Annotated in this window: 29 protein-coding genes; 20 read left to right on the top strand and 9 right to left on the bottom strand. The window is 71.7% G+C overall.

Going from position 1 to position 21,236, the window contains the following annotated elements; translation table 11 throughout:
* Nucleotides 1-110: 110 nt before the first annotated feature.
* Genes G569_RS55390 through G569_RS0139170 form a run of 4 tightly spaced genes read right to left on the bottom strand, consistent with a single transcriptional unit; the run spans nt 111 to nt 3,338 of the window.
* On the bottom strand, nt 111-698 hold the full coding sequence (locus tag G569_RS55390) for a molybdate ABC transporter substrate-binding protein (protein WP_037502466.1): 588 nt from the start codon (nt 696-698) through the stop codon (nt 111-113).
* Nucleotides 698-1,513, bottom strand: coding sequence for a zinc-binding dehydrogenase (locus G569_RS0139180; RefSeq protein ID WP_037502462.1), 816 nt, complete (start codon nt 1,511-1,513; stop codon nt 698-700). Before G569_RS0139180 ends, G569_RS55390 begins: the two co-directional genes overlap by 1 nt.
* A complete protein-coding gene (locus G569_RS55385; protein ID WP_037502460.1) occupies nt 1,501-2,355 on the bottom strand; it encodes an ROK family protein in 855 nt (284 codons plus the stop codon). Before G569_RS55385 ends, G569_RS0139180 begins: the two co-directional genes overlap by 13 nt.
* A complete protein-coding gene (locus tag G569_RS0139170) occupies nt 2,352-3,338 on the bottom strand; it encodes an SIS domain-containing protein (protein ID WP_169542350.1) in 987 nt (328 codons plus the stop codon). Before G569_RS0139170 ends, G569_RS55385 begins: the two co-directional genes overlap by 4 nt.
* 143 nt (nt 3,339-3,481) lie before the next feature.
* Between G569_RS0139170 and G569_RS55380 the strand changes: the two genes are divergently transcribed.
* From G569_RS55380 to G569_RS0139150, 4 genes are read left to right on the top strand one after another with little or no spacing between them, the layout of a single operon-like run.
* Nucleotides 3,482-4,924 (top strand): APC family permease, encoded by a 1,443-nt coding sequence (locus tag G569_RS55380; RefSeq protein WP_053227677.1) that lies wholly within the window; start codon nt 3,482-3,484, stop codon nt 4,922-4,924.
* Nucleotides 4,921-5,682 carry a DeoR/GlpR family DNA-binding transcription regulator gene (locus tag G569_RS0139160; RefSeq protein ID WP_028067448.1) on the top strand — a complete coding sequence of 254 codons (762 nt, stop codon included), beginning with the start codon at nt 4,921-4,923 and terminating at the stop codon, nt 5,680-5,682. Before G569_RS55380 ends, G569_RS0139160 begins: the two co-directional genes overlap by 4 nt.
* A gap of 9 nt (nt 5,683-5,691) precedes the next feature.
* The gene (locus G569_RS0139155; RefSeq protein WP_028067447.1) at nt 5,692-7,077 is read left to right on the top strand and encodes a GMC family oxidoreductase; all 1,386 of its coding nucleotides are present in this window, start codon (nt 5,692-5,694) and stop codon (nt 7,075-7,077) included.
* A 10-nt stretch (nt 7,078-7,087) separates the two neighbouring features.
* Nucleotides 7,088-7,555 (top strand): (2Fe-2S)-binding protein, encoded by a 468-nt coding sequence (locus tag G569_RS0139150; RefSeq protein WP_028067446.1) that lies wholly within the window; start codon nt 7,088-7,090, stop codon nt 7,553-7,555.
* 3 nt (nt 7,556-7,558) lie between these two features.
* On the opposite strand, the gene G569_RS0139145 is transcribed toward G569_RS0139150, so the two are convergent.
* From G569_RS0139145 to G569_RS0139135, 3 genes are all read right to left on the bottom strand, one after another.
* Nucleotides 7,559-8,062, bottom strand: coding sequence for a hypothetical protein (locus G569_RS0139145; protein ID WP_157592619.1), 504 nt, complete (start codon nt 8,060-8,062; stop codon nt 7,559-7,561).
* A 71-nt stretch (nt 8,063-8,133) separates the two neighbouring features.
* Nucleotides 8,134-8,613: an ester cyclase gene (locus G569_RS55375; RefSeq protein WP_053227676.1), complete on the bottom strand. Its 480-nt coding sequence runs from the start codon at nt 8,611-8,613 to the stop codon at nt 8,134-8,136.
* 77 nt (nt 8,614-8,690) lie between these two features.
* Nucleotides 8,691-9,326 carry a helix-turn-helix transcriptional regulator gene (locus G569_RS0139135; protein ID WP_028067444.1) on the bottom strand — a complete coding sequence of 212 codons (636 nt, stop codon included), beginning with the start codon at nt 9,324-9,326 and terminating at the stop codon, nt 8,691-8,693.
* 92 nt (nt 9,327-9,418) lie between these two features.
* Between G569_RS0139135 and G569_RS0139130 the strand changes: the two genes are divergently transcribed.
* The gene (locus G569_RS0139130; RefSeq protein WP_028067443.1) at nt 9,419-9,847 is read left to right on the top strand and encodes a DoxX family membrane protein; all 429 of its coding nucleotides are present in this window, start codon (nt 9,419-9,421) and stop codon (nt 9,845-9,847) included.
* On the opposite strand, the gene G569_RS0139125 is transcribed toward G569_RS0139130, so the two are convergent.
* Nucleotides 9,844-10,290 (bottom strand): nuclear transport factor 2 family protein, encoded by a 447-nt coding sequence (locus G569_RS0139125; RefSeq protein ID WP_028067442.1) that lies wholly within the window; start codon nt 10,288-10,290, stop codon nt 9,844-9,846. The two genes, G569_RS0139130 and G569_RS0139125, sit on opposite strands and share 4 nt — an antisense overlap.
* A gap of 7 nt (nt 10,291-10,297) precedes the next feature.
* On the bottom strand, nt 10,298-11,275 hold the full coding sequence (locus G569_RS0139120) for a LysR family transcriptional regulator (protein ID WP_028067441.1): 978 nt from the start codon (nt 11,273-11,275) through the stop codon (nt 10,298-10,300).
* A gap of 80 nt (nt 11,276-11,355) precedes the next feature.
* On the opposite strand from G569_RS0139120, the gene G569_RS0139115 reads away from it, so the two are divergent.
* The 15 genes from G569_RS0139115 to G569_RS0139045 are packed head-to-tail and all read left to right on the top strand — an operon-like array spanning nt 11,356 to nt 21,236.
* A complete protein-coding gene (locus tag G569_RS0139115) occupies nt 11,356-12,234 on the top strand; it encodes an FAD binding domain-containing protein (RefSeq protein WP_028067440.1) in 879 nt (292 codons plus the stop codon).
* 1 nt (nt 12,235) lies between these two features.
* A complete protein-coding gene (locus tag G569_RS55370) occupies nt 12,236-12,481 on the top strand; it encodes a hypothetical protein (RefSeq protein WP_037502456.1) in 246 nt (81 codons plus the stop codon).
* Nucleotides 12,478-12,753: a hypothetical protein gene (locus tag G569_RS0139105; protein ID WP_028067439.1), complete on the top strand. Its 276-nt coding sequence runs from the start codon at nt 12,478-12,480 to the stop codon at nt 12,751-12,753. Before G569_RS55370 ends, G569_RS0139105 begins: the two co-directional genes overlap by 4 nt.
* A complete protein-coding gene (locus tag G569_RS0139100; RefSeq protein ID WP_028067438.1) occupies nt 12,750-13,010 on the top strand; it encodes a hypothetical protein in 261 nt (86 codons plus the stop codon). Before G569_RS0139105 ends, G569_RS0139100 begins: the two co-directional genes overlap by 4 nt.
* A complete protein-coding gene (locus tag G569_RS0139095; RefSeq protein ID WP_028067437.1) occupies nt 13,007-13,330 on the top strand; it encodes a hypothetical protein in 324 nt (107 codons plus the stop codon). Before G569_RS0139100 ends, G569_RS0139095 begins: the two co-directional genes overlap by 4 nt.
* Nucleotides 13,330-13,884 (top strand): hypothetical protein, encoded by a 555-nt coding sequence (locus tag G569_RS0139090; RefSeq protein ID WP_028067436.1) that lies wholly within the window; start codon nt 13,330-13,332, stop codon nt 13,882-13,884. Before G569_RS0139095 ends, G569_RS0139090 begins: the two co-directional genes overlap by 1 nt.
* Nucleotides 13,862-14,725: an FAD binding domain-containing protein gene (locus tag G569_RS0139085; protein WP_028067435.1), complete on the top strand. Its 864-nt coding sequence runs from the start codon at nt 13,862-13,864 to the stop codon at nt 14,723-14,725. Before G569_RS0139090 ends, G569_RS0139085 begins: the two co-directional genes overlap by 23 nt.
* Complete coding sequence (locus G569_RS0139080; protein ID WP_028067434.1) at nt 14,722-15,192, top strand: (2Fe-2S)-binding protein; 471 nt, start codon at nt 14,722-14,724, stop codon at nt 15,190-15,192. Before G569_RS0139085 ends, G569_RS0139080 begins: the two co-directional genes overlap by 4 nt.
* Entirely contained in the window at nt 15,189-17,552 is a 2,364-nt protein-coding gene (locus G569_RS0139075) for an aerobic carbon-monoxide dehydrogenase large subunit (RefSeq protein WP_028067433.1), read from the top strand. Before G569_RS0139080 ends, G569_RS0139075 begins: the two co-directional genes overlap by 4 nt.
* Nucleotides 17,549-18,433, top strand: a complete 885-nt coding sequence (locus G569_RS0139070; protein ID WP_028067432.1) for an AAA family ATPase — start codon at nt 17,549-17,551, stop codon at nt 18,431-18,433. The genes G569_RS0139075 and G569_RS0139070 overlap by 4 nt, the downstream gene beginning before the upstream one ends.
* Nucleotides 18,430-19,737 carry a vWA domain-containing protein gene (locus G569_RS55365; protein ID WP_053227675.1) on the top strand — a complete coding sequence of 436 codons (1,308 nt, stop codon included), beginning with the start codon at nt 18,430-18,432 and terminating at the stop codon, nt 19,735-19,737. Before G569_RS0139070 ends, G569_RS55365 begins: the two co-directional genes overlap by 4 nt.
* Nucleotides 19,734-19,877 carry a hypothetical protein gene (locus tag G569_RS63410; protein WP_157592618.1) on the top strand — a complete coding sequence of 48 codons (144 nt, stop codon included), beginning with the start codon at nt 19,734-19,736 and terminating at the stop codon, nt 19,875-19,877. Before G569_RS55365 ends, G569_RS63410 begins: the two co-directional genes overlap by 4 nt.
* A complete protein-coding gene (locus G569_RS63405; protein ID WP_028067431.1) occupies nt 19,870-20,313 on the top strand; it encodes a molybdopterin cofactor-binding domain-containing protein in 444 nt (147 codons plus the stop codon). Before G569_RS63410 ends, G569_RS63405 begins: the two co-directional genes overlap by 8 nt.
* Nucleotides 20,310-20,813, top strand: coding sequence for a YceI family protein (locus tag G569_RS0139050; RefSeq protein WP_028067430.1), 504 nt, complete (start codon nt 20,310-20,312; stop codon nt 20,811-20,813). The genes G569_RS63405 and G569_RS0139050 overlap by 4 nt, the downstream gene beginning before the upstream one ends.
* The gene (locus G569_RS0139045; protein ID WP_028067429.1) at nt 20,814-21,236 is read left to right on the top strand and encodes an SRPBCC domain-containing protein; all 423 of its coding nucleotides are present in this window, start codon (nt 20,814-20,816) and stop codon (nt 21,234-21,236) included.

Raw genomic sequence — 21,236 nt, 5'->3', positions numbered from 1 at the left:
CTCGGGCCGGCCGCGCTCGCGATGCGGCCCTTTGGGCCGTGAGCAGCGTGGTTGGCGCGAGACGCCGCGGATGTGCCGCACCGGGCGCACCGGAATGCTTCGACGGGCTCCTAGGAGGGGAGGTCGAACCCCGCCCGACGCAACGCCGGGTGGCCGAGCAGGCTGTCCACGAACGGCTGCGCCTCCGGATGCTCGGAGGCGACGGCCGCGACGTACACGGCGCGGACGGCCGGCTGCACCTCGATCGCCCGCAGCCGGGGGCGGAAGTCGACGTCGGTGGCGTAGAGGATGCCCGCGTCGGCGTCGCCGTTGAGCACCCGCTCGGCGACGGCGTCGACGACCGTCTCCTGGAACGCGATCTGCTCCGGCAGGACCGGGACCGTCTTGAAGAGCTCGCGGGTGTAGTCGCCGAGCGGGACGCCCTCGACCTCGATCGCGAACCGCGCGGTGTCGAGGTCGAACACGCCGACCTCGTGGCGCACCGCGATCACCAGGCGGTTGGACGCGAACGCGACCGGCTCGCGCACGAGGCCCAGCTCGTGGAGCCGACGCGGGTGGGCCGGGCTGGCCGAGCAGAACACGTCCGCGGGCTCGCCGGCCTCGATCCGCGCCGCCAGCTCGCGCGCGTTGTCGAACACGAACTCGGCCTCGAGGCCTTCGAAGGCGGGGCGCAGCGACCCGGCGGCGAACACCCGCATCACGCGACGTGTATCACGACCTTGCCCCGACGCGCGAGTGCCGCCGCGAAATCGCGCCATGAGGACTCGTGGTCGATCCGCGGGTCGAGCCGTCCGTCCGCGACCAGCGCAAGCAGCCGCTCGAGGTCGCGCGTCGCGTGGCCGGCGAGCTCGTCGACCAGGTTCAGCGTGTAGATCCGCGCGCCGAAGGAGCGGTCGAAGCGCGCCGCGGTGAACGTGACGTCCGGCTCATCCTCGGGCGTCGCGAGGTTGACCAGCAGCCCTCGCGGCGCGAGGTGCTCGATCGCGCTGCCGAACGTCGCGCCGCCGACCGCGTCGACGACGAGGTCGAAGTCGCCCTCGATCGGCTCTCCCCGGACCAGCGCGGTGACGCGCGCGCCGCTGGCCCGAGCGAGCTGGACCGCGAAGCGCCCGACGCCGCCGGTCGCGCCCGTCACCAGCACCCGCCGCCCCAGCAGGAGCCCGCCGAGCTCGAGCGAGCGCAGCGCGGTCAGCCCCGCCGTCGGCAGCGCGGCGGCTTGGGCGTCGCTGACTCCGTCGGGAATCGAAGCGAGCATCGCGCGCGGGACCGCCGCCAACTGCGCCCACGCACCTGAGCGCAGCAACCCGACGACCCGCGTCCCGTCCTCGGTCACCCCGGCGAGATCCCACCCCGCCACGGTTCCCGGCGGCTTGCCCGGCAGATCGAGCACCTCGCCGCGGTTGAGCGAGACCGCCCGCACCCGCACGAGCACCTCACCGGCGAGCGGCACCGGGTCGGGAACCTCGCGCAGCTCGACGTACGGTGGCGTCGCGATCGTCGTCAGAGCGAGCATTCGAGCGCAGCGTAGGCGGCGCCGAGCAGCCCCGCGTCGTCGCCGTGGGCGGCGGGGCGGACCCGCACGCTCGCCGTCGGGACCATCGCGTTCGCCATCGCGGCGGTCATGGAGGCCGCGAACAGGTCGTGCTCGGCGCCGAGCCCGCCGCCCAGCACGATCACGTCCGGCGCGAAGACCGCGGTCAGGTTGAGCAGACCGAGGCCGATCCAGCGGCCCAACTCGGCGAAGGCTTCCAACGCACGCGGGTCGCCGGCACGGGCGAGCGCGGTGAGCTCGGCGCCGGTGGCGACATCGAGCCCGGCCGACGCCGCCAGCCGCGGCAGCGCGGGACCCGCCGCGAGCTGCTCCCAGCAGCCGCGCGCGCCGCAGTAACACGGCGGCCCGGCGGGGTCGAGGACCATGTGGCCCGCCTCGCCGTGCACACCGGCCGGGCCGCGTTGGACGACGCCGTCCACCACCGATCCGACGCCGATCCCGGTGCCGAACGTGACCATCGCCAGCCGCGAAGCGCGCCCGCCCAGCCACCACTCGCCCAACGCGGCGGCGTTCGCGTCGTTGTCGACGACGACCGGGACGCCGAACGAGCGCAGAGCGGCCCGCAGGTCGAGCCCCTCCCAGCCCGGGAGCGTGTGCGGGTTCTCAACGACGCCGTCCACGACCGGCCCGGTGACGCCGACGCCGATCGCCGCAACCTGCTCGTCGGCAAGCTCCGCCACCAGTGCGTCCAGCGCCGGCTCGCGCGTGGTCGGCGCCACGCGCCGTGCCAGGATCGTCCCGTCCGCATCGACCCGCGCGGCGCGGATGTTCGTCCCACCGATGTCGAGGGCGACGACGGTCACTCGACGGTCGTGACCTTCTCGAGGTGGCGGAACTCGCCCGCGGGCACGCCGGTCAGCTCCGCCAGGGCGACCGTCAGCAGCTGCAGCAGCACGATCTCGGCCATCGGCAGGCCATCCGCGGGCACGTCGGCCAGCGGCAGATCGCCGTCCGCGTCCGCCCACAGCCCCGCGGCGCCGAGCCGTTCGAGGTCCTCGTACAGGCGCCGGTTGCGCTCGCGATCGGGGCCGGTCCCGGCCAGCACGATCGCGGTCAGCCGCTCGTCGGCGAGCTCGAGCGGACCGTGGCGGAACTGTGGAACGCTCATCGCCTCGACCGGCCGCTTGGCCGCCTCCTTCGCGATCAGCGCACCACAGGACGCCGCGGCCAGCGAGGCGCCGCGCGCCAGCAGGTACAGCCGCTCGGGAACGCCGACCGAGGACTTCAACGCCGCCACGCGGTCCTCCCAGGACGCGAGATACCCCGCCAGCGCGTCGGCCACGGCCTCGTACGGCCGCGTCACCCGCACCCCCGCCAGCGCATCGCCCACGAGCTGTGCCGCGGCAAGCGTGTTCACGTAGCTCCGGGTACTGACGGCATGTTCGACGCCGGCATGGATCTCGACCGTCACGTCCGCGCCGCCCGCCAGCGGCGACAGCGCATCGTTGGTCAGCGCGATGAGCCGACCCGGCGCCGCGTCCACCAACGCCACCGCCTCCACGCTGCGCCCCGACTGCGACGCGGCGACGACCGACACGTCGCCCTCCAGCAGCCCCGGCGCGTCGTTGAGCAGCTCGGCCGTCTCGATCAACCACGCGGGAACGCCGGCCGCGACGAGGGTCATCCACGCCGGCCGCAGCGCCGCCAGCGACGCGCCCATCCCCGTCAGGACGACGCGCTCGCCGCGGCCGAGCGCCGCCACCGGCGCGATCTCGGCGGCCGCCTGAGAGGTGAACGCGGCCAGGGCTCGGGGCTGGTCGAGGATGTCATTCAAGTACGGGGACATGCATTCGAACATGACACATGTTCGAATCGAACGCAACCCCCGGCAACGAAACGGCGACGAGCAAGGACTTGACACGCTCGCTCAAACATGGATACTGTTAGATCGCACAGCAGTGATGTGCGTTTGACGAGAGAGGAGCCGTCGTGTCATCTCACACCGGACTCGAGCGCGGAGCGCTGGGTCTGCCCACCGTCCTGATGCAGAGCGTCGCCCAGATCGCTCCGGCGGTCGGCATCCTGGCGACGATCGCGTTCAACACCGACCTCGCCGGCCTCGGCGCGCCGTCGACCTACCTGGTGGCGTTCCTGATCGCGGTCGTGAGCGCCATCGCGCTGGGCCAGCTCGCCAAGCACCTCCCGTCCGCCGGCGGCTTCTACACGTACGTCTCGAGCACCGTCGGCCCTGAGGCCGGGTTCATGGTCGGCTGGCTCTACAGCTGGTTCGTCGCCGCGATCCCCGGCGCGCTCGCCGCCTACACGGGCTTCGTCCTGCACGGCGAGCTCGACGACCAGTACGGCGTGAACATCCCCTGGCCCGTCTTCGCGGTCGCGATCCTCGCGGTCGTCGCGTTCGTCGGCTACCGCGGCATCCGCATCTCCGGCCGCGCGCTGATGATCTTCTCGCTGATCGAGATGGCGATCATCCTCGCGCTCGCGGTCTCGGGGCTGCTCTCGCCCGGCGAGGGCGGGATGACGCTCGCCGGCTTCAACCCGGCCAACTCATCCAGCCTCAACGGGTTCTACCTCGCCGTCGTGTTCAGCATCTTCGCCTTCACCGGGTGGGAGTCCGCCGCCGCCGTGGCGGAGGAGACCCGCGACCCGCGCCGCGCGATCCCGCGCGCCCTGATCGGCTCGGTCGTCGTCCTCGGTGTCTTCTACGTCTCCTGCGCGTGGGGGCTGCAGGTCGGCTGGGGCGTGGACCACCTCGACACGCTCGCGGCCTCGTCCGAGAACCCGGCCTTCGTCGTCGCCCACCGGCTCTGGGGCGGCGCCTGGATCCTCGTCCTGCTCGCGCTGCTGAACTCCGGCATCGCGGTGTGCATCGCCTGCACGACCGACTCGACGCGCAACTGGTACGCGATGGCCCGCTCGGGCGCCTTCCCGCGCGCGCTGGACCACATCCACCCGGTCTACCGCACGCCCGCCAACGCCGTGCTCGCCCAGACGGCGCTCGCGCTCGCCGTGTGCCTCGGCGTCGGGGCCTGGGTCGGCCCTGATCAATCGTTCTTCGTCATGGGCCTGGTCGGCACCCTGATCTACGTGCTCGTGTACTTCCTCGGCAACGTCGGCGTCGTGCGGTTCTTCCGCGGCCGGCAGGACTTCAGCCCGCTCCTGCACGTCGTCTTCCCGGCGGTCTCGACAATCTCGCTCTTCTGGGTCGCGTACAAGTCGCTCAATCCGCTCCCCGCGGCGCCGGTCCGCTACGCGCCGATCGTCGCGGGTCTGTGGCTCGTCTTCGGCCTCGTGACCCTGCTCGCGCTGCGCCGCTCCGGCAACGACGGGTGGCGCACGATGTCGCGCGAGATCATGGTCGAGGATGATGGTGCGCCCGTGCCCACGCCCGAACCGGACCTCGCCCACGCGTGACCGCGCCTGAGCGCCACCTCCAGATCGTCGACCTGCTCGAAGCGGACGGCAAAGTGCTGGTCTCCGAGCTCTCCACCCGCTTCGGCGTGTCGGAGATGACGATCCGCCGCGACCTCGAGACGCTCGAGCAGGCGGGCGCGCTCAGCCGCGTGCACGGTGGCGCCGTCACCGCGCAATCGCAGGCCTACGAGCCCCCGTTCGCCCTGCGCGCGGCGCGCCAGTTGGACGCCAAGGAGCGCATCGGCGCCGCCGCGGCCCGGCTGCTGCACGAGGGGGAGACCGTGGTGCTCGACGCCGGGACGACGACGCTCGCGGTCGCCCGCGCCCTGCAGGGGCGGCGCAACCTGCGCGTGTTCGCGCTCAGCCTCCACATCGCTGCCGTGCTCGCCGACGAGCCCGGGCTGACGACGATGATCGGCGGCGGGATCATCCGCCCCGGCGAGCGCTCGCTGATCGGCGCGCTGGCGGAGAAGCCGTTCGCCGACCTCTACTTCGACACGGTCGTGCTGACCGTCGGCGGCGTGGACGTCGCGGGCGGCGTGACCGAGTACAACCTCGACGACGCCGCGGTCAAGCGCGCCGCGTTCGCCAGCTCGCGGCGCCGCATCGCGGTCGCCGACGCCACCAAGCTCAACCGCACGGCCTTCGCCCGCGTCTGCACGATCGACGAGCTCGACGTGCTCGTCACCGACGACGCCGCGCCGCAGGGCCTGCTCGACGACTTCCGCGCCGCGGGCGTCGAAGTCGTCGTCGCCTGAGAGGACTTCATGGATACGCACACGATCGTGGTCGGCGCCGGCACCGGCGGCGCGACCGTCGCCGGCCTGCTCGCCGAGCAGGGGACCGACGTCCTGCTGCTCGAGGCGGGTCCGGACTACGGACCGCAGAGCCAGAGCTGGCCGGCCGACATGCTCGACGCCCGCGTCGTGCCCACCTCGCACGACTGGGGCCACACGAGCGAGACGACGTACCCCGACCGCGTGCTCGACCTCCCGCGCGCGAAGATCGTGGGCGGCTGCTCGGCGCACAACGGCTGCACCGCCGCGGTTGGCGCGCACGCGGATTGGGAGGAGTGGGGGTTGACCGACGTCGAGCCGCTGATCGACCTCGTCCGCGAGCGCTTCCGCGTCCGCGCGCTCACGCTCGACGAGCTGACCCCGGTCCAGCGCGCATTCGTCGACGCGGGAATCGAGCAGGGCCTGCCGCTCGCCCACGACCTGCACGAGTTGACCGCGGGCGTCGGCATCGGCCCCATGGCGGTCAACGTGGTCGACGGCGTTCGCTACAACGCCGCGTTCGCGTTCCTGGACGGCGTACGCGACAGGCTCACGATCCAGGGCGACACGCTCGTGGAGCGGGTGCTGATCGAAGGCGGCCGCGCCCGCGGCGTCGTCGTCGGCGGCGAGACCGTGCGCGCGCGGCGGGTGATCGTCGCCGGCGGGGCATACATGTCGCCCGCGCTCCTGCTGCGTTCCGGGATCGGTCCGGCGGACGACCTCCACACGCTCGGGATCGACGTCGTCGCCGACCTCCCGGTGGGCGAGAACCTGCTCGACCACCCGTGCGTCGCGCTCGACTACGCGGGCTCCGAACGCTTCCGCGAGACGCTCGCGAGCACGCCGTATCACCCGGACGAGCAGACCGTCGGCCGCGCCCGCTCGTCCCGCTGCGACGACGGGCCCTACGACATCCACGTCTTCCTGGTCGCCGGGGCCAACACCGGTCACCCCGGCCTGCCGCCGATCTCGCTCTACGGCGGCGCGATGCGCGCCCGCTCGCAGGGGCGCGTGACGCTGCGCGACGCCGATCCCACCTCGCTCCCGCTGATCGACCACCGCTACCTCTCGGACGAACACGACCTCCAGGTTCTGACCGAGGCGCGCGACCTGCTCGAACGGATGGTCCGACACGCGCCGTTCGCCGCCTTCCTTGGCGAGCGGGTCACGCCGGCCGACTTCGACATCCGCGCCCGCGTCGTCAACTATTGCCACCCCGCGGGGTCGTGCGCGCGAGCGGTCGACTCGAGCGGCGCCGTTCGAGGCGTCGACGGCCTCCACGTCGCGGACGCCTCGATCATGCCGACGATCACCCGCGGCAACCCGAACCTCCCGGTCGCGGTGCTCGCCGCCGGGATCGCCCGCTCGCTCCGCTAGCTTCCACGACTTGCAGGTGACGCTGTCGGTCAACGGGGTCGAGTACACGCGCGAGGTCGAGCCGCGGCTGCTGCTCGTGCACTTCCTGCGCGACGAGCTCGGACTGACCGGCACGCACTGGGGCTGCGACACCTCCAACTGCGGGACCTGCGTGGTGCTGATGGACGGCGAGCCGGTGAAGTCCTGCACGGTGCTGACGGCCACCGCCGAGCGCTACGAGATCACGACCGTCGAGGGGTTGGAGCGCGACGGCGTCCTCGATCCCGTCCAACAGGGCTTCCACGAGGAGCACGGCCTGCAATGCGGGTTCTGCACGAGCGGGATGCTGCTCACCGCGCGTGCGCTGCTGGACCGCAACCCGAACCCGACCGACGACGAGATCCGCACCGCGATCTCCGGCCAGATCTGCCGCTGCACGGGCTACGCGATGATCGTGCGGTCGGTCCGCTGGGCGGCCGACCACCCTGACGGCGCCTGACGCTCAACGGCGGAAGTCACCCCCGGTGAAGGCGCCTGTGCGGAAGGGACGGATGAACCCGGTGTGGCAGTCCCTGTAGGAGACCCGGGCGTAGACCTCGTCGTTGCCGTCGTCCTCGTCGAGGTCGGCGCTGTCGATGAGGCGGGCCGTGAACTCGGCGCCGATGCCGTCGGGGCCGGCGGCGGGCCAGCCCGGCGCAAGGGTCAGGTTGCGGATGAAGTCGTCGCCGGACCCGCCGTCGTCGCCCCACAGCGATGCCTTGAAGTCGGCGCCGCAGGCGAGGACCTCGCGACCGTACTGCTCCGGCAGCTTGACGTCGATCCCGACGTGCGCGTCCCAGTAGAAGTAGGAGGTCGAGCCCGTGAGGGTCAGACAGGCGTTGAAGCTCCAGCCGTCGTAGTTGCATTCAGGGCCGAGCGCCGAGGCGCGAGGTGCGGCGATCGCGAAGGTGGCGCCGGCGAGCGCGAGCATGACGGTGAGGGCCCGAAGCGGGTGGATACTGAGCATGCGCCGACCCAACCGCCTGCGGTCGGGTCCGCGCAATCGGGACGGCGCCCTGGTCTTTCGGCCGCTGCCACCTAGAGCATCTGGGCGAGCAGGCTCGCGACGTCGAGCTCCTCCCAGAGCTCGGCGATCCGACCACGTTCGACGCGGTGGATGTCGATGCCGGAGATCGTCACGGTGCGACCCGTGGGGGAGATGCCGGCGAACGTGCCGGCGTGCGTGCCCGACGCCCACCAGCGCGTGCTCACCTTGTTGCCCTCGGCCACCTGGTCCTCGACCGTGACGATCAGGTCCGGGAACGCGTCGAGCAGCATCTCCGCGGCCTCCTGCAGGCCGTAGCGGTCCATCAGCGCGCCCGCACCGTCGTGGCCGGTGAAGTCCGCCGCCACGAGCCCGTCGAGCACGTCGACGCGGCGCAGCGTGAGCACCTCGTGGTAGTAGCGGTGGACGATCCGCTTGAGCTCCTGGTCGCGAAGGCGGGCGCAGCGCGGTCCGCGGCGCGACCGCGTCGGCGCCGGTGGCGTCCGGCGCTTGCGTCCCGTGTTGTGGTTCATGAACGGCGAGGTTGGAAGGGAAAGCTCAACGTTTCCTGTGGAGCAACATCAAGCCCAGCTCAAGCGCGACGCGGCGCTTATGTGGAGTTGACGCGGAGCGCGACGCAGCAGCGGCCCGGGCCGGGCTCGAGCGAGGCCGTCACGTCGCGGCCCTCGACGAGCGCGCCGAGCAGCGCGAGGTTCATGTCGCACACGACTTCGGGCTGGCGCTGGGCGACGGCGTGGAACGGGCAGTTGCGCAGGCGGTGGACGCCCGGCTCGTCCTCGTAGGGCTCGTAGCCGCGCTCGCGCAACACGGTCTCCAGCTCACCGCCCTGGTCGGCCAGTTCGTGGCCGAGCCGGGCGGCGGCGTCGGCGAGCGCGCGCCGCGTCTCACCGGACGCGTCGGCCGCGGCGGCATCGGCGAGCAGGCGGGCCGCGACGTGGTAGTCGCGTGGCGGGACGCTGACCGCGACCTCCTCCTGCGAGCGCGCGTAGACCTTCGCCGGCCGCCCCGCGCCGGGGCCGCTGCGGCCGGTCCGCCGTTCCCGCGCGACCGTGAGCAGGCCCTCGGCCGCGAGCCGGTCGAGGTGGTACGCGGCAAGAGTGCGCCCGATTCCGGCCTCGGCGGCCACCTCGTCGCGGGTGAGCGCGGCCGGCGCGGCCGCGACCACGTCGTAGATCCGGCGCCGCGTGGCGTCCCCGAGTGAGCTCAACGCTCCGAGCGGGTCCATGCCCGAACTCTAACAACAACTTTCATTGACAAAAACCCGGGGCGGGCGTACGTTGTCAACGAAAGTTGTTTTTAGAAGCGAGGAGGAATCGCATGGCCACTGCCGCCGCCACCACCCCCACGTCGTCGCGCGCCACGGCGCTCGCGGAGCGCGACGCCGGGCACGACGCGTTCGTGATGCTCCGGATCGCGTTCGCGATCGCGCCGATCGCGTTCGGCCTGGACAAGTTCTTCAACGTCCTGACCGACTGGCCGCAGTACCTCGCCGGCTGGGTCGACGACCTCATGCCCGGCAGCGCGCAGGACTTCATGTACGCGGTCGGCGCGATCGAGATCGTCGCCGGCCTGCTCGTCGCCCTCCGGCCGCGCTACGGCGCGCCGGTCGTAGCGGCCTGGCTCGCCGGGATCATCTTCACGCTCCTGACCGGCCCCGGGTACTACGACGTCGCGCTGCGCGACTTCGGGCTGATGCTCGGCGCGCTGACCCTGTTCCGGCTCGCGCTGGCCTACGACAAGTCCTAGCGCAGCGGCTGCTCGCCGCCCGGCTCGCTGCGCGCGCCGAAGATGCGCCGCTCGGACTCGTCGATCGCGACGTCGTTGATCGACGCCTCGCGGCGGCGCATGTAGCCCTCGTCGTCGAACTCCCACTGCTCGTTGCCGTACGAACGCCACCACTGGCCGCTCGCGTCGCGCGACTCGTACTGGAAGCGCACGGCGATCCGGTTCCCGGCGAACGCCCAGAGGTCCTTGCGCAGCGCGTACTCGAGCTCACGGTCCCACTTGCGGCGCAGGAACGCGGCGATCTCCTCGCGACCGGTGATGAACTCGTCGCGGTTGCGCCAGACGGAGTCGACCGTGTAGGCGGCGGCGACCTTGTCGGGGTCGCGCGTGTTCCACGCGTCCTCGGCGGCCTGGACCTTCTGGCGCGCGGTCTCCTCGGTGAACGGTGGGACGGGCGGGCGCATCTTGAGATCAACCTCCTCGCGCGGCTACGGACTGCCAGAGCGTCGTGTGGACCTTCGGGCGCACGGTAGTCGAGACGGCGCCCGCCCGACCGGAGGAGATCGCCTGTGTCGCCTCGGACGTGGTGGCGAACCGCTGCAGCGCCAGCGCGGCCGGGAGTGCGCGGCCCAAGCCGAGCGTGGAGGCGTGCCACATCTCGACGATCGGCGTTCCCCGTACGTCAAGTCGCACGAGGTGACGCCGTCTGACCTCATCGATGACCGCGTGGGAGAGCACGAGCATGATCCCCTCGCCGGCGACGGCGGCGTCGACCGCGGCGGCCCCGCTCGAGTAGGTCGTCAGATGCTCCGGTGCCAGCGAATGGCGGGCGAGGAAGCTCCCCGTCGCCTCACCGGGATCGAGCTCTGGCGGGCCGACCAGCCAGCGCTGCGCCGCCAGCGCGGAGGGCGCGAGCGCCCGCGTGGCCGCCAGCGGGTGCGAGGGGGCGGCGACGAGGATGAAGCGGCAGCGCAGGAACGGCGCCGAGGCGACCGAGGAAGCTGCGGCCCCGGGCGCCGGCCCGAGCGCGATGTCGGCGCGCCGGTGCTCGAGCGCCTCCGCGAAGGACGCCGACGCCTCGGTCGCCACCGTGATCTCGAGCGCCTCGTCACGGCCCGAGAAGAGCTCGAGCATCGGGCCGATGTGCTCGGCGACCAGCGGCGTCGCGAGGACCGACAGCCGGCGCGTCTCGCCCGATGCGGCGACCGAGCGGCGCGCCTGCTCGGCCAGCCCGAGGATCTCCGTCGCGAGCGCGGCGAGCCGCCGGCCGCCGGGCGTCAGCGCGATCCCGCGGCCGCTGCGCACGAACAGCTCGTCACCCAGCTCCTTGCGCAGCGCGGAGACCGCGACCGACACCGCGGGCTCGGTGACCTCGAGCTCGGCGGCGGCCGCCTTGACCGAGCCGTGTCGCGCGACGAGCACGAAGGACTGCAGCTGGGCGAGGGTCATAAGCGATCACTTAACTCGGGTTGACAGGGCGACCATACCAACGCCAATCTGCCAAATGGAGGAGAGACCAAGGAGGAGTTCTGCAGGTCCCAGCACCGTTTGGGTATGAGCGAGCCACGAGCGTCGAAGAGGCGCTGGCGCTGCTCGAAGAGCACGGCCCGGATGCGCGGCTGCTCGCCGGAGGGCACAGCCTGCTGCCGATGATGAAGCTGCGGCTGGCCTCGCCCGAGTACGTGATCGACATCGACCCGCTCGCGGACGCCCTCGGGTACGTCGACGAGCGTCCCGACGAGGTGCGGATCGGCGCGATGACGCGCCACAACGCCCTGCTCGAGTCGTCGCTGCTGGCCGACCGGCTCGCGATCTTCACGGACGCCGAGCGTGTAATTGCGGACCCTGTGGTGCGCAACCGCGGCACGATCGGCGGTGCGCTCTGCCAGGCCGACCCCTCCGAGGACCTGTCGGCGGTCTGTGCCGCGGTCAAGGCGAGCCTCGTGATCCGCGGACGCACCGAGGAGCGCGTGGTCGACATGCACGCGTTCCACAAAGGCCCCTACGAGACCGCGGTCGGCCAGGCCGAGATGCTGGTCGAGGTCCGCGTCCCACTTCGGCGCAACAGCGGCAGCGCCTATCTCAAAGTCGACCGCCGCGTCGGCGACTGGGCGGTCGTCGCCGCCGGCGCGTCGATCGAGCTCGACGGCGGCGAGATCGCGGGCGCGGGCCTCGCGCTCGCCGCCGTCGGCGGCGACATCACGGTCGCGGCCGCGGAGGCCGCGCTGGTGGGCCGGCCACCCACCGAGGAAGTCTTCGCCCGAGCCGCGGAGCTCGCACAGTCCGCATGCGAACCGGTGTCCGATCAACGCGGATCGGCGGACTACAAAAGGCACGTCGTCGGCGTCCTCACGGAGCGCGTCCTCAGGCGCGCCACCGAGCGCGCACTACTGATGAAGGAGGAGTGAGATGTCCACCGGATGGACCGTCGGCCTGGTGCTCGGCGTGCTGGTCATCCTGATCGCCGCGGTGATCGTCGTCACGATCGTCCGGCTGGCGCAGCGGATCGCGACGCAGGCGCGGACCGCGGTCGAGGGTGTCGGGGTCGTCAAGCAGCAGACGGTCGAGCTCAACGACATCGGGCGCATCAACGACTCCGGCGTGCGCATCCTGCACTCCGCGCGCGCACTGCGGAAGGTGGCGGTGGGCAAATGACCAACGACGACGCCTGGACGCTCGCGTTGATCATCGGCCTGGTCGCGGCGCTGATCGTCGCCGGGCTGCTGCTGATGCTGATCCGCGCCGTGCGCGACATCGAGAGCTCCGTCAACGGGCTGCTCGACGTCGCCACCGCCGTCGCCGGCAATACGGCGAACATCCCGCAGCTCGAGGCGACCGCGCCGGTGCTCGGGCTGATCATCGAGGAGGCCGTCGTGCAGGACGGCTACATGAACGCGCTCACCGACGGCTACGGGGTGAAGGTATGACCGCGCTGAGCATCATCCTCGCGGTGGTCGTGGTCGCCGTGCTGGCGGGCGCGCTGATCGAGGTCCGCACCCGCCTGCGCAACATCTCCACCGGCCTGGCCACGCTCGCGGGCGCGCTCGAGATGGTCGAGAACGAGCACCTGAAGCCGCTCGAGCCCGCCGTCAAGGCGATCAACGCGCAGTTCGACATCGTCCTGTCCGCCCTGCCGGGCATCGGCGCCAAGGCCGCGATCGTGGCCGAGAGGAGGCCGCGATGACCTGGGTCGTCGCCATCGTCGTCACGTTCGTCGTGCTGCCGGTCGTGATCTTCCTGCTCAAGGGCGTGCTCGACGAGGCCAACGCGATCGTGCCTTCGATCGGGCGCATCCGTGACGCCGCCCGCGCCGGGTCATCCGACCTGGACGCGGTCCCGCTGCTGCTGACCACGCAGCGGCAGGTCAAGGAAACGGTCGAGAACGTCGCCGCGTACGGCGGCTCGCTCGACGTGATCCTGGATGACGACCCCGGCCACCGGTCCCGAGGGACCGACGTTTCGATTTCGGGGGTTCCGGTTGTGGCTTCGGGAGACGATGCGTGATGGCCGCCGTCATCCTGCTGATCGGCGTCGTGGGGATCATCTTCGCGCTGGTCTTCTACCTGGTGTCGGTGATCGTCGCGCTGCAGAAGATCTCGACCGGCCTCGACGAGGCCATCTCCGCCGTCGGCGAGATCGTCGCCAAGACCGAGCCGGTCAAGCCCGTCGTCGACGACATCAACGCCAACCTCGACGCCGCTGTCGGCGCGCTGGAAGGCCTGCTGGTCAAGAAGGCCGGCATGTCGGATGCGATCGGGCTCGTCGAAGGCCTTTACCCGGGTGCCGGCGCTGTGGGCTTCCGCGAGTTCGGCACCGCCAAGGCGCCGCGCATCGGCGAGGTCTACACGCGCGGCACGCTGACGCTCGCGCGGCTCGGCCGCGAGGCGCCGATCGCGGCCGCCAGCCCCGTCGGCGGTCCCGTCCTGCGCAACGTGCTCGGCGGCAGCCTGGCGGCGCGCGCGCTCTATCCCGCGAACCGACCGGGCCGCTCGCCGGTCATCGGCACCGACGCCCCCGTCCAATACGAGGCTCCAGATGCAGACCCCAGCGCCGTTTGACTACGAGCGGGCGACGAGCCTCGAGGGAGCGATCGCCTCGCTGCGCGAGCACGAGGACTCGCGCGTCGTCGCCGGCGGGCACAGCCTGCTGCCGATGATGAAGCTGCGGCTCGCCAGCCCGTCGCGGCTGATCGACATCAACGACCTCACGGAGCTGCAGTACATCCGCGAGGAGGGCGACGAGATCGCGATCGGCGCGTTGACGCGCCACTGCGAGCTGCTCGACTCCGAGCTGCTGTGGGAGAGGTTCCCCGCGTTCCGCGATGCCGAGCACGTGATCGCCGACCCGGTCGTGCGCAACCGCGGGACGATCGGCGGCTCGCTCTGCCAGGCCGACGCGGCCGAGGACCTCTCCGCGGTCGCGGCGGCGCTGAAGGGCGTCGTCGTGATCCGCGGCGCCGAAGGTGAACGGCGCGTCCCGATGAGCGAGTTCCACCTCGGCCCGTGGATGACCGCGGTCGGCGAGGGCGAGATCCTCACCGAGGTGCGGTTCAAGGTCCGGTCGGGTGCCGGCAGCGCGCACGAGAAGGTCGAGCGGCGCGCGGGCGACTGGGCGATCGCGGCAGCGTCCGCCGCGCTCTGGCTGGACGGGTCGACGATCGCCGACGCAGGCATCGCACTGAGCGCCGTCGGCCTGACGACGATCGACGTCACCCGGGCGGAGGAGCTGCTGCGCGGACAGGTGCCGAGCGAGGCGCTCTTCGAGCAGGCGGGCGCGATCGCGTCCGAGGACTGCATGCCGATCCCCGACGGGCGCGGCCCCGTCGACTACAAGCGCCACCTCGCGGGCGTCCTCACCAAACGCGCACTCCGGAAGGCGGCGGCACGGGCACTGTCATGAACATCTCCATCTCAATCAATGGCGAGACGGTGACGCGCGACGTCGAGCCGCGCACGCTGCTCGTCCACTTCATCCGCGACACCGAGGGCCTGACCGGCACCCACTGGGGCTGCGACACGTCGAATTGCGGCGCCTGCGTGGTGCTGATGGACGGCAAGCCGCTGAAGTCCTGCACCGCGCTGGCCGCGATGTGCGCAGGCCACGAGATCTCGACCGTCGAGTCGCTGGAACGCAACGGCGAGCTGGACCCGATCCAGCAGGGCTTCCACGAGTGCCACGCGCTGCAGTGCGGGTTCTGCACGCCGGGGATGCTCATGACCACGCGCGCGCTGCTGAACGAGAACCCCGATCCCACCGAGGAGGAGATCCGAGTGGCGATCTCCGGGGCGATCTGTCGCTGCACGGGCTATAAGAACATCGTCGCCGCCACACGGTGGGCGGCCGAGCATGAAAGGGCACCGCGATGAGTGCCATCGAGGACCGGCCGATCGGCTTCGGGCGGCTCAAGCGCAAGGAGGACGCGCGCTTCATCCGCGGCAAGGGCAACTACCTGGACGACATCCGCCTGCCGGGCATGGTCCACATGGCGATCCTGCGCTCGCCGTTCGCGCACGCGAGGATCAACTCGATCGACACGTCGGCAGCGCTCGCGCTCCCGGGCGTCGCCGCCGTGATCACGGCGAAGGATCTCGAGACGCTCGGGCTGGCGTGGATGCCGACGATCTCCTACGACACGCAGGCCGTGCTCGCGGGCGACAAGGTCCGCTTCCAGGGCCAGGAGGTCGCGGCGGTGATCGCGACCGACGAGTACATCGCCCGCGACGCGCTGCAGCTGATCGAGGTCGACTACGAGCCGCTGGATGCGGTCGTCAACGCCCGTAAGGCCTTGGACCCTGATGCGCCGCTGATCCGCGACGACAAGGAGGGCCAGACCGACAACCTCGCCTCGCCCACCTGGGAGGCGGGCGACGAGGACGCCACCGACCGCGCGTTCGCCGAGGCCGACACGGTCGTCTCGCGCGACATCATCTACCCGCGCTGCCACCCGGCGCCGCTGGAGACGTGCGGGATGATCGCCGACTTCAACCCGGAGACCGGGCAGCTCGACATCTACAACGGCAACCAGGCGCCGCACGCGCACCGCACGGTGTACGCGCACGTCGCCGGCCTCGCCGAGCACATGATCCGGATCCGCTGCGGTGACATCGGCGGCGGCTTCGGCAACAAGGTGCCGGTCTACCCGGGCTACGTGTGCGCGATCGCGGGCTCGATCGTCGCCGGCGTGCCGGTGAAGTGGATCGAGGACCGCAGCGAGAACCTGATGTCGACGGGGTTCGCCCGCGACTACATCATGCGCTCGGAGATGTGCGCGAAGGACGGCAAGATCACCGGCCTGCGGGTCGACGTGATCGCCGACCACGGCGCGTTCGACTCGACCGCGCAGCCGACCAAGTTCCCGGCCGGCTTCTTCCACATCGTCTGCGGCTCGTACGACCTGGCGGCGTCGCACGTGAAGGTCAAGGCGGTTTACACGAACAAGGCGCCGGGCGGCGTCGCGTACCGCTGCTCGTTCCGCATCACCGAGGCCGTGTACCTCGTCGAGCGGATGGTCGACGCGCTCGCGCTGGAGATGAAGGTCGACCCGATCGACCTGCGGATGCGCTCGTTCATCGGGTCCGACCAGTTCCCGTACGAGACGACGACGGGCTGGACGTACGACTCGGGTGACTACCACAAGACGATGCGGGTCGCGATGGACATCGCGGGCTACGAGGACCTGCGCCGCGAGCAGGCGGAGAAGCGGGCGCGTGGCGAGCTGATGGGCATCGGCGTGTCGTTCTTCACCGAGGGCGTCGGCGCGGGGCCGCGCAAGCACATGGACATCCTCGGGCTCTCGATGAACGACGGCGCGGACCTCCGCGTCCATCCGAGTGGCAAGGCCGTGGTGTCGCTGAGCGCCCAGACCCAGGGCCAGGGGCACGAGACGACGTTCGCGCAGATCGTCGCCGAGGAGCTCGGGATCCCGCCGGAGGACATCGAGGTCCGCCACGGTGACACCGACAAGTCGCCGTACGGGCTCGGGACCTACGGGTCGCGGTCGACGCCGGTGTCAGGTGCCGCGGTGGCGGTCGTGTCGCGCAAGGTGCGCGACAAGGCGCGGGCGATCGCGGCGACGATGCTCGAGACGCGCCCCGAGGACCTCGCGTGGGAGAAGGGCCGCTGGTACGTCAAGGGCGATCGCGAGCAGGGCGTGTCGATCTTCGACATCACCAAGCGCGCCTACAGCGGCGAGGAGTTGCCGGCGGGCTTCGAGGGCGGCTTGGACGCGCAGGTCATCTACGACCCGCCGAACCTCACGTACCCCTACGGCGCGTACATCGCGGTGGTCGACGTCGACCCCGAGACCGCCGAGGTCAAGGTCCGCCGCTTCATCGCGGTCGACGACTGCGGCGTGCGGATCAACCCGATGATCGTCGAAGGGCAGATCCACGGCGGGCTGGCCGAGGGCATCGGCATCGCGCTGATGGAGGTCATCACGTTCGACGACGAGGGCAACTGCCTCAACGGGTCGTTCATGGACTACCTGATCCCGACGGCGCTCGAGGTCCCCGACTTCGAGCTGGGCGAGACCGTCACGCCGTGCCCGCACCACCCGCTCGGCGCCAAGGGCGTGGGCGAGTCGCCGAACGTGGGCTCACCGCCCGCCGTGGTGAACGCCGTGATCGACGCGCTGTACGAGACCCACGGCGTCGACCACCTCGACATGCCGATGACCCCGGCGCGCGTCTGGGCCGCGATGCAGGGCAACGCCGCACCCCCTCAGTGACATCCGAACTCGCACACCTCGCTCCCGACGTGGAGACGCTCGCGCAGCGGCTGGCCGCCGTCGACTACCTGGTCGACGAGGGGCTGGCCACGGCGCTGTTCCTCTCGCTGCGCCTTCCGCAGCCGTTGCTGCTGGAGGGCGAGGCGGGGGTGGGCAAGACCGAGGCCGCCAAGGCGCTCGCCGCGGTGCTGGACACGCCGCTGATCCGGTTGCAGTGCTACGACGGGATCGACGCGAGCGAGGCGCTCTACGAGTGGAACTATCCGCGGCAGCTGTTGTCGATCCGCCTTGCCGAGGCCCAGTCGGCGGAGCTGACCGAGGACGCGCTGTTCGGGCCCGAGTACCTGGTCGCGCGGCCGCTGCTGCGCGCCCTGCAGCACCCGGGGCCGCGGCCGGCGGTGCTGCTGATCGACGAGATCGACCGTGCCGACGACGACTTCGAGGCGTTCCTGCTCGAGCTGCTCGCCGAGGCGTCGGTGACGATCCCGGAGCTCGGCACGGTGACCGCGACCCACCCGCCGGCGATCGTGCTGACCTCGAACCGGACCCGCGACCTGCATGACGCGGTCAAGCGCCGCTGCCTCTACCAGTGGATCGACTACCCGGACGCGCAGCGTGAGGTCGAGATCGTGCGCCGGCGGGTGCGTGGCGCCTCGGAGACGCTGGCGGTCCAGGTCGTGACCGCGGTCGCGAAGATGCGTGACGGCGACGTGCAGAAGCCGCCGGGGATCGCCGAGGCGATCGATTGGCTGAAGGCGCTCGAGTTGCTGGGCGTCGTCGAATTGGACGCGGCGACGATCGGGCGGACGCTGGGCAGCGTCTTGAAGTACGGCGAGGACCAGGACGTGGTCCGCGCCGCCGGCCTGGAGTCGCTGGTGTGAGGCTCGAGACCGTCGAACTGGACCTGGCGCCGCTCGTCGCGGCGTTCGGGCGGCGCCTGCACGCGGCGGGCGTGCCGGTGACCGCCGAGCGCTCCGCGCGGCTGGCGAGCGCGCTGACGCTGACGCGGCCCGTGTCGCGCACGCGCCTGTACTGGACGGCGCGCGCCGTGCTGGTCTCCGACCAGGCGCAGGTGGCCGCGTTCGATCGCGTGTTCTTCGCGGTCTTCGGGTCGCGCGTGGACGCGGCCGACGAGCGCCGCGAGACGGCGCGCGGCGGGGCGGCAGGCGAGGACGACCGTCCGTCGGCCCCGGGCGAGGTCCCCGGCCAGGGCGGTGCCGGCGACGAGCCGCGGCCCGGCGACAGCAGCTCCGGCGCCCCGGGGGCCGGGGCGGCCCACGGCCACGCCGGCGAGCCCGGCACGGGCGGCGCCGACGCCCTCATCCCGGTCGCGGCCTCAGACCAGGAGCGGTTGCGGGAGAAGCGCTTCGACGCGCTCGAGCCGGGGGAGCTCGCCCAGATCTACGCGCTGATGACGCGCCTGCGGGTGGCGACGCCGACGCGCGTGACCCGCCGCGCCGACCGGGCGAGGCGTGGCGAGCACGTCGACCTGCGGCGCACGCTGCGCGGGTCGCTGCGGACGGGCGGCGATCCGATCTCGCTGGCGTACCGGCGCCGGCGCGTCGTCCCGCGGCGGCTCGTGCTGCTGTGTGACATCAGCGGCTCGATGGAGCCCTACGCCCGCGCCTACCTGCAGTTCCTGACGTGCGCGGGCGCCGAGTCCGAGGCGTTCGTGTTCGCGACGCGGTTGACCCGGATCACGAGGGCGCTGGCGACGCGGTCGCCCGAGCGCGCGATCCAGCGGGCGGCGGCCGCGGCGCCGGACTGGTCGAGCGGGACGCGGATCGGCGAGGCGCTGCGGACGTTCAACGACCGGCACGGTCGGCGTGGGATGGCGCGCGGGGCGGTCGTAGTGATCTTGAGCGACGGCTGGGAGCGCGGCGAGCCCGAGCTGGTCGGGCGCGAGATGGCGCGGCTGTCTCGGCTCGCGTATCGCATCGTGTGGGTGAACCCGCGCGTGGCGGCCGCGGGCTTCGTGCCGCGGGCGGGTGGCATGGTCGCGGCGCTGCCGTACATCGACGCGCTCGTCTCCGGACATTCGTTGGCGGCGCTGGGCCAGGTGGCCGAGGCGATCGGCGGGCGGGACTACGTCGTCGACGTGCCCGAACCGGAGGAGGAGACATGGGAGAGCGCGACGCCGGTGCCGGGCAGCTCGGTGCCGATGCCGTACGGGAGGGTCAAGTGAAGACCTGCATCTACCCGGGCTGCGAGCGCCCGGTCGTCGGCCCGCACGACGCCGGCGGGCCGCCTTCGGCCTTCTGCGACCGCGAGGACCACAACGCGCTGACCGCGCACCAGAGGAGAAAGGAGCTGGAGAATGGCTGACGAGGCCTACCGCGCGGTGTTCCTGCGCGTCCACCCGACGGGCAAGATGGTGCTCAGCCTGACGACCGAGCCCGATGGCAACGAGGGCCGGTACGCCGAGCTCGTCGCCTCCGAGCTCGGTGTCCCGCCGCTCGACGTCAAGGTCGTCCCGGCCGACGAGAGCCGCTTCGGCGCGGGCCACGGGTTCAACACGGCGCCGAACGACGGCGTCCCGAGCGCGATCGCCACCGCGACGGCGCGCATCCGCGACAAGGCCAAGCTCCTCGCGGGCGCGGACCTCGAGACGGACGCGGAGTCGTTGGCCTGGGAGGACGGCGTGTTCGTCGGCTCGGCGGGCGCGCGCACGATCGCCGACATCGCCCTCTACGCCCACGGCTCCGGCGACCTGCCGCCCGGCGTGGAAGGCGGGCTCGACGCGCAGGCGGTCTACAGGTGAAGCTCGGTCCGGGCGACGGGACGCTGACGGTCCGCACCGGCAAGGGCGGCGCCGCGGCCAAGGCCGGCCACAACCTCGTGCTCGAGGTGCAGCGCTGGCAGGGCTCGCTCACGCCCGACGCGGTCACGCTCGACGCCGACGCGGACTCGCTCCGCGTCGTGTCCGGCAGCGGTGGCATCTCGCCGCTCGGGGACGAGGAGAAGGCCGGCATCGCGCAGACGATCGTCGAGGAGGTGCTCAAGGGCGGGACGATCTCGTACCGCTCGAGCTCCGTCACCGCCCGCTACGGCGGCTATGACGTCGAAGGCGAGCTCGACCTGCTCGGCATCCGCGCGCCGCTCTCGTTCTCGCTGTCCGTGGACGGCACCCGCCTCACCGGCTCCGCCGAGGTCAAGCAGACCGACTGGCGCATCAAGCCCTACTCGGCGCTCTTCGGGACCTTGAAGGTCGCCGACGTCGTCGAGGTCTCGATCGACGCGACCCTCCCGAAAGGCACCTAGATGGTTGAACTGGACCACTCGTTCTCGACCGGCAAGCCGGCGGACTACAACCTCGACGCCGTCCTCGACCTCGACCGGATCATCCCGTGCGTCGAGGGCGGGAAGGTCCTCGAGCGCGAGTCCGAGGACCTGGCGAAGGCCGAGATCAAGGTCAAGATGGGCGCGATGTCGATGACCTTCAAGGGCACCGTCGAGGTGGCCTCCAAGGACGGCAGCAGCGCCGTGCTGCGGGTCAAGTCCAAGGACACCGGCGGATCGGGCTACGCGAACGCCGACGTGCGCTTCGACGTCAACGACGGCGGGGGGACCATCCACACCCAGGCCAAGATCAGCGGCAAGGCCGCCTCGATGGGCGAGGGCGTCGTCGCCACCGTGCTCGACGCGCTGATCAAGGACTTCACGACCAAGCTGGCGGCGATCTAG

The sequence above is a fragment of the Solirubrobacter soli DSM 22325 genome (genome assembly GCF_000423665.1).
Lineage (GTDB): Bacteria > Actinomycetota > Thermoleophilia > Solirubrobacterales > Solirubrobacteraceae > Solirubrobacter > Solirubrobacter soli.
This window is presented reverse-complemented; position numbering and strand designations above follow the sequence as displayed.

What these genes read in the sequence shown, in the direction of transcription:
- G569_RS55390 (WP_037502466.1), bottom strand. Translation starts at nt 698, where the DNA reads ATGCGGGTGTTCGCCGCCGGGTCGCTGCGCCCCGCCTTCGAAGGCCTC.
- G569_RS0139180 (WP_037502462.1), bottom strand. Translation starts at nt 1,513, where the DNA reads ATGCTCGCTCTGACGACGATCGCGACGCCACCGTACGTCGAGCTGCGC.
- G569_RS0139170 (WP_169542350.1), bottom strand. Translation starts at nt 3,338, where the DNA reads ATGTCCCCGTACTTGAATGACATCCTCGACCAGCCCCGAGCCCTGGCC.
- G569_RS0139155 (WP_028067447.1), top strand. Translation starts at nt 5,692, where the DNA reads ATGGATACGCACACGATCGTGGTCGGCGCCGGCACCGGCGGCGCGACC.
- G569_RS0139145 (WP_157592619.1), bottom strand. Translation starts at nt 8,062, where the DNA reads ATGCTCAGTATCCACCCGCTTCGGGCCCTCACCGTCATGCTCGCGCTC.
- G569_RS55375 (WP_053227676.1), bottom strand. Translation starts at nt 8,613, where the DNA reads ATGAACCACAACACGGGACGCAAGCGCCGGACGCCACCGGCGCCGACG.
- G569_RS0139135 (WP_028067444.1), bottom strand. Translation starts at nt 9,326, where the DNA reads ATGGACCCGCTCGGAGCGTTGAGCTCACTCGGGGACGCCACGCGGCGC.
- G569_RS0139130 (WP_028067443.1), top strand. Translation starts at nt 9,419, where the DNA reads ATGGCCACTGCCGCCGCCACCACCCCCACGTCGTCGCGCGCCACGGCG.
- G569_RS0139125 (WP_028067442.1), bottom strand. Translation starts at nt 10,290, where the DNA reads ATGCGCCCGCCCGTCCCACCGTTCACCGAGGAGACCGCGCGCCAGAAG.
- G569_RS0139120 (WP_028067441.1), bottom strand. Translation starts at nt 11,275, where the DNA reads ATGACCCTCGCCCAGCTGCAGTCCTTCGTGCTCGTCGCGCGACACGGC.
- G569_RS55370 (WP_037502456.1), top strand. Translation starts at nt 12,236, where the DNA reads ATGTCCACCGGATGGACCGTCGGCCTGGTGCTCGGCGTGCTGGTCATC.
- G569_RS0139105 (WP_028067439.1), top strand. Translation starts at nt 12,478, where the DNA reads ATGACCAACGACGACGCCTGGACGCTCGCGTTGATCATCGGCCTGGTC.
- G569_RS0139100 (WP_028067438.1), top strand. Translation starts at nt 12,750, where the DNA reads ATGACCGCGCTGAGCATCATCCTCGCGGTGGTCGTGGTCGCCGTGCTG.
- G569_RS0139095 (WP_028067437.1), top strand. Translation starts at nt 13,007, where the DNA reads ATGACCTGGGTCGTCGCCATCGTCGTCACGTTCGTCGTGCTGCCGGTC.
- G569_RS0139090 (WP_028067436.1), top strand. Translation starts at nt 13,330, where the DNA reads ATGGCCGCCGTCATCCTGCTGATCGGCGTCGTGGGGATCATCTTCGCG.
- G569_RS0139085 (WP_028067435.1), top strand. Translation starts at nt 13,862, where the DNA reads ATGCAGACCCCAGCGCCGTTTGACTACGAGCGGGCGACGAGCCTCGAG.
- G569_RS0139080 (WP_028067434.1), top strand. Translation starts at nt 14,722, where the DNA reads ATGAACATCTCCATCTCAATCAATGGCGAGACGGTGACGCGCGACGTC.
- G569_RS0139075 (WP_028067433.1), top strand. Translation starts at nt 15,189, where the DNA reads ATGAGTGCCATCGAGGACCGGCCGATCGGCTTCGGGCGGCTCAAGCGC.
- G569_RS63405 (WP_028067431.1), top strand. Translation starts at nt 19,870, where the DNA reads ATGGCTGACGAGGCCTACCGCGCGGTGTTCCTGCGCGTCCACCCGACG.
- G569_RS0139045 (WP_028067429.1), top strand. Translation starts at nt 20,814, where the DNA reads ATGGTTGAACTGGACCACTCGTTCTCGACCGGCAAGCCGGCGGACTAC.